A 5,781-nucleotide genomic window follows, 5' to 3' on the forward strand; every position below is an offset into this window, starting at 1 on the left:
CCTAGATAAACCTGCCCTACCTGCTCACGACGTCAGCGCGATCCTGAGCATCCGCGCGAGATCGGCGCTGATGTAAGGCTTCGGCAAGAGCAGCACGCCGGGGTCGAGCCGGCCATGATGGACGAGCGCGTTCTCCGTATAACCGGAGGTATAGAGTACCTTGAGCGCGGGGCGCCGCTTGAGCGCTTCGGTCGCCAACTGACGGCCGTTCATCCCGCCCGAGAGCATCACGTCGGTGAACAGGAGATCAATGCGTTCGCCCCGGTCAATGATGGCCAGCGCCTCGGCGGCATCGCGGGCGGCCAGCGTGTGATAGCCGAAGCGGCTGATCTGCGTCACGACATATTCGCGGACCAGCACGTCGTCCTCGACCAGCAGGATAGATTCGTCGCCTCCTTCGCTTCCCGACACACCGGCATCAACGGCCGGTGCCTGCGGGGGCCCCGCGCCTGCGGCAGATAGAGCTTCACAGACGTGCCGTAACCCTGTTCGCTACAAATCTTGATATGGCCATCCGACTGCTTGACGAAGCCGTAGACCATGCTCAAGCCTAGCCCGGATCCCTTCCCTACGTCCTTGGTCGTGAAGAATGGCTCAAACACCTTGTCGAGTATGTTGCCGGGCATTCCGACTCCCGTATCGCTCACGGCCAGCATGACATATTGACCCGGTCTGACCTCGGCATTGAGGCGCGCATAATTCTCGTCGAGCACAGCATTCCTGGTTTCCAACGTCAGCTTGCCGCCGGCGGGCATGGCGTCGCGCGCATTCAGGGCGAGGTTGAGGATCGCCGTCGAGAGCTGGCTGGGATCGATCAGGGCCGGTGCGAGATCGTGCGCCAGCATCGATTCGATTTCGATGTCTTCGCCCAGCGTTGGACGCAACAGACGCGCAGCATCGACCACCAGCTCGTTGACGTCGGTCGAGCGAGGCTGCAGTGGTTGCCGGCGGCTGAAGGCCAGCAAATGCTTGGTCAGGTCGGCTCCCCTTGCGGCTGCAGAGTTGATCAGATTGGCAATCTGGGCGAGATGTGGGCGATCTTTGACTGCGTCGCCGAGGATTTCGATTGTTCCGGTGATTACGGTCAGGATGTTGTTGAAGTCGTGCGCGACGCCGCCGGTGAGCTGGCCGATAGCCTCCATCTTCTGCGCTTGCCGGATCTGGGCCTCGTGGGCCTCGATCTCCTGAAAGCGCTTCACCATGGCCTCGGCCTTGCGGCGCTGCTTCGCCTCCTCCTCAAGCGCCGCATAGGCTTCAGTTAGTTGGATACGCGTCGGCAGTACCAGGATCCGCGGCAGCATCAGCAGCAGCGCCAGCGTGATTGCAAGCGAGACCGGCGCAAGCAAGACCTTGGTAACGGCTTCAATTTCGTAAGCCGGCGCCCACATTGCGAGAATCGAAAGCAGGCGGGCCAGTCCGCAGAGTGCGGCGAAGATAGCGAATGCCAAGAGCACGCCCCCGAACATCACTTGACGCCGCCGCCGCCACACGAAGAATGCAAGCACAAAAGCGGTCGTAAAGAAGGCACCAGCGACAAAAGCGTCGGAAACGACGTTCAGCCAGATCAACTCCGGCCGCCACAGAAGGCAAGCGCCATGGGGGACGAGCGTCGACATGTCCGGAAGAACTCCAGGAAAAAGCTCAAAAAAGGCGCAGTGGCGATCCGATCCGTCGATCAAATCATGATCGACGTGGTACGAATGGAAGGCAATCGCCGAGGTGATCGCCGCGACGTCAACGTCGTGTGCTTCCCGATTAGATGATCCCAGGAATTTGTCTACCCTCCGGCATTCCTGGACATGTGAGCGGTCGTCGCGACCATAGGGAGCAACGCCTCCTCGGTCACTGAGCGCGTTCAAATCGGCGCTCGGCGAGAGCGGTCCTTTGCCGGCAACGTGCATCGCAGCCCCCTCGGAACAAGCGGCGCACAGGAGCGGTACATCATAGAATACGCAATCGAGCGCGGTGTTGAACAGCCGGCAGGAGCGTACGGCTGCTCGACCGGCCACATCGGCAGCTCAAAGGCCGCAAATGAGAGCCCTGAGACGGCTCGCTCAGCTCAGTCATTGCGGCTCCTTATGATTGTCGGATCGGGTTGACCACTTCAGGGATGCCCGTTGGCGACGCCACCTGCTCCGTCCGGGATCGCCACCCGAACGTTCAGCATCATTCCCCGATCCTCGCGATCCAGGATGTGACAGTGAAGGACGAAATCGCCCATGTACCGACGGTAACGCGATCGAGTGATGATTGTGTACCCGCCCTTGACGAACAAAGTGTCGCGCCATTCGCCCTTTAGGTTAGCATATTGTGGATCGTCCGGTTCGCCATCGACGCTCACGTTCATGTTTGAGGAATTGCGGATCGCTACGATTTGAAATGGATTGACGTGGATATGGAAGGGGTGCCCGGGCGCGCCAGCGGTCAGGGTCCACTCGTCTGCCGATCCCCAGCGTCAGCATTCGAGGCGGCCCATTGGGATCGTACGGGACGCTGTTGACCTGGAATCCTCGTGCGCGGTAGCCGTCCTCCGACGCGCGTCAGGCCATCGCTTGCTATCTCAATCGCCGCTAATTGTCTCGGCGATCCGTTGCCGCAGTTTGCGTCAGAGGGTCCGCGACGACCTGATGAACGATCTGCGGTGGTGGCGTCAGGTGGCGTCACGATCCGCCTTATCCGAGCGTCCTACTGTGCAGTGACAGGATCAGGCGAGGCGAGAACCGCAACGGCACCTGCGCACAACGCGAGGGGCCCGACGGTGACACAGCGTCCAGCGACGACCGAGGATAAGAACAATGGTCTGCGACGCATATGCATTTTCCCTTTGAGCGATCCTATCCGGCTTCGATCGCCGATCAGGTTTGCTTCACCGCGATGAAGGACGCGACGTATCCTGCAGGCCCGCCCTCATGCGGCTTCGCCCGGATGACCGTCCCGACCAGCGCCGGTACTTGGCCGACACCGTTGGGCCATTCAGACGCAAGGTTGGCGCGGTAATCGTATTCCCAGCCGTCTGTGTCGGTCTTCGGTCTGCCTGAGCCGACGATGGCGACGGAAAGACCGTTGGCTGGCTGGATCGTGCCCAGCAGATCGAGACCCTCGCCTTGCCAATCGAGCGCGCCCTTCAGCGAAGTCCCGTTGATCTCGAACGTGAATACGGCCTCCGCGAAGATCAAGCGCAACGCTTTCTGCGAGTCGCCGTCTACGAGCCGGGACGATTGTGAAAGCTTCGGTAGGTCCATTTTCCGGCCAGTACCGATACGCCGACCGCAGGCGGCGAAGCGGCTTGGACAAGCCCCGGCGTCGCGACCAAGAGTCCCGCCGCGCTCAACAACAATCTACGTCGATCCATCGAGCATCCTCCTCTTAACGGGAGCAGTAATCCGGTCCGGCTACAGGACCCCTCTACATTTCCGATACGCAGAGATGCGCCCTCTCCGTTGCCGCGTACGGTTGGTCCGAAGCGGCCGACCTCGTGATCCCGGCCACCTGCAATCCATCCATCAACGACGATCTCGACCGGCGTCCCGTCGACGTTAGCTCCTGAAACTGACGATGGTCTGTAACCGAGTATTCGGGGCAGCGCTTGCGAAGACACTCCGCCTCGCCGTGATGATCGCCGGTTGTCGACCTTTGCGAGCAGTAGGTCCTTCTCCACAGAGCGCCCTGTCCCTGGCCGAATCGCGACAAGAAACGCGGGACCATGGACGACCCGGCGCGTCAAGCCGTCCGCCATGACGTTCTTCCGGGATGCATAACCGACACGGGATCACATGTTGACGAATGCGATCTCGACCGCGCCCGGCCGTATGGTGCCATCCGGCCCGTTGGGCTTGACGGGCACGGGAACGAACTGAAGGCCGATCTTGCCAGACGGAGGCGGCCCGTTGGCGCTGCATCGCGCTGGTCAGGTCGGGAGAACGGACGAGGGCAGCTGCCGCGCCCAAAACACCCGCCAGAACGAGGCGCCCGGTCGAGGTACCGGACTTCTTACCTTTCGAAACGGCGCTCATTTGATCTTCCCGCCAGCGTCCTTACAAGCTTGAACAGGCTTGGAGCGCGTGCAATCGGCCAGAGAAGTTCGCGCCAATCAACTACAAGAACTTGCAGGTGACGGAAAATCAACCATCAGCTTTGAGCGTCTTTAAACCACGTATCTGTAGATGACAGTGCGTAGCCACTGTGGACGTCGCGACAGCTATCCTTGTGCGCAAGTTGTGCTTGTCGCCGCCCCTGGATTCGCTCACCACGATATTCTGACATTGCCGAATGTCCTTCAGCGCTAGTTCTGCCGGTACTTTGCCCGGTCTGGATTTCTGCTTCATCTTCGCTCCTGCTGCTGCGATGAACCAGAACTCTTCCCTCCGCAAAACCTTCAATTTGTCTCACATGCTAACGGCGAACACGCACGAGAGGCTGCGAGAGGGCGCAGACAACCATCAGCCGAGTACCTTGGCCGGGCCGTCACCACCGGCGATGCGGAAAGAAAGCGCGGCCCAACCTTCCATTATCGCCTCGCGCCACAGTTCACGCTCCGCTACGGAGCATATTGTGCCTTTGTGGATAGCAGCCAAGAGAAGTCGGCGGACAACTGTCCGCCCGTCTTCTTGCTGCCGGTCTGCGGCGTGATACGCCCGCGGAGAAGTGGCAGCCCATGCAGCTTTCCGTCGCCATGATCTGCGTCGTTATTCCGGGCTTTGCAGGTGAACCGTTGTTGAGCGGCGTTGTCCAGATCGGCGGATTGGGAGTATAGGCCGTGATAGCGCTCCCCGGTGGCAAAGAGGCGTAATCGGACGGGCAGTTCACGTTGTTTGGAACGTTTTCCTCCTGATTGCAGGCTGGCTGATTGCTGGACTGGAAGTACGTTTCCATCGTTATGTTCGTCAGGAATACCGGTGTCGGCTGGCCACCCGGCTTGTTGCTCACGGCCTGACTGAGGCCGCTATTCCAGGCCGAAGGCTTAGATGACGGATCGGTCGGGCCATTGCGTGTCGACCAGCTCATAGTATTGCCAGACCGATCCCAGCTTTGCCAATACGGCCTGCGCCTCTCGGTTCAAGGCGACCTTGTCAGACGGTATCGAAATGGTTCGCGAAGCCTGGACGGGTATCCGCGGATAAAGCCTGGTCTTGGGATCCAGCTGCGGCTGAACATTGACGGTGCACAGCGGGCAGTCAGGATCAAAGAAGGATGGACGCAGGTTGGGATGCGCCACTCGGTCGACGTCGAGATTATCGATCTGCTCAAACGTTGCCCAGATCCATTGCGGCGAGGTTTCGCTCTTATGCCCGATATGCATGCCGACGAGTCCGACCTGAACCGTCTTCTTCACCGGCCTGCCGTCGTCGCCCTTCTTGTCACGTTTCGCACCATCATGGAGGCGCTGGCGCGCCGCGGACTTGTCGTCGCGGGCCGCTCGACGGACGTGGACCGACGGGTCACACGTTGCGGGACATTATGGACCGCACCGAGACACTCACCCGGCTGTGCGGTCGAGCGGGCCTATGTCGACAAGGGCTGCTGCTACCGCTTTCGGCGAAATCCTGGAATGAGTAGCGTTGCTCAACTGCGCTTTGTTATTTTTGGTTTAGGTCTGCTTCGGCCGCGTTGCGGAGGCGCACTTGCTCCGGCGGAATCTGACCGTGCTTCCAATGCGCTCACCGTCATTTCGAGCTTCTTCAAGTAAGCCATCGTAGAACGTAGAATTGCAGTCTCAAGGATCATATAAAACGGAAATTTTAAATCGATAATCGGTCGCTTTTTTCCGTCGATCCACTCCAC

At 60.0% G+C, this 5,781-nt stretch carries 4 protein-coding genes and 1 pseudogene; all 5 read right to left on the reverse strand.

Features of this window, described 5'->3' with window-relative positions; translation table 11 throughout:
• Nucleotides 1–24: 24 nt before the first annotated feature.
• Nucleotides 25–1,616, reverse strand: a pseudogene (locus ALC15_RS40660) (ATP-binding protein).
• A 488-nt stretch (nt 1,617–2,104) separates the two neighbouring features.
• On the reverse strand, nt 2,105–2,428 hold the full coding sequence (locus tag ALC15_RS40665) for a multicopper oxidase domain-containing protein (RefSeq protein ID WP_094194442.1): 324 nt from the start codon (nt 2,426–2,428) through the stop codon (nt 2,105–2,107).
• Between the two features lie 427 nt (nt 2,429–2,855).
• A complete protein-coding gene (locus tag ALC15_RS40670; RefSeq protein ID WP_244486494.1) occupies nt 2,856–3,242 on the reverse strand; it encodes a hypothetical protein in 387 nt (128 codons plus the stop codon).
• Between the two features lie 1,718 nt (nt 3,243–4,960).
• Nucleotides 4,961–5,332, reverse strand: coding sequence for a hypothetical protein (locus ALC15_RS40675; protein WP_050632117.1), 372 nt, complete (start codon nt 5,330–5,332; stop codon nt 4,961–4,963).
• A gap of 230 nt (nt 5,333–5,562) precedes the next feature.
• Nucleotides 5,563–5,781: hypothetical protein (locus ALC15_RS45710; protein ID WP_210168630.1), on the reverse strand; the 219-nt coding region annotated here is incomplete at its 5' end.

It is taken from the genome of Bradyrhizobium viridifuturi, from assembly GCF_001238275.1.
GTDB classification, from domain to species: domain Bacteria; phylum Pseudomonadota; class Alphaproteobacteria; order Rhizobiales; family Xanthobacteraceae; genus Bradyrhizobium; species Bradyrhizobium viridifuturi.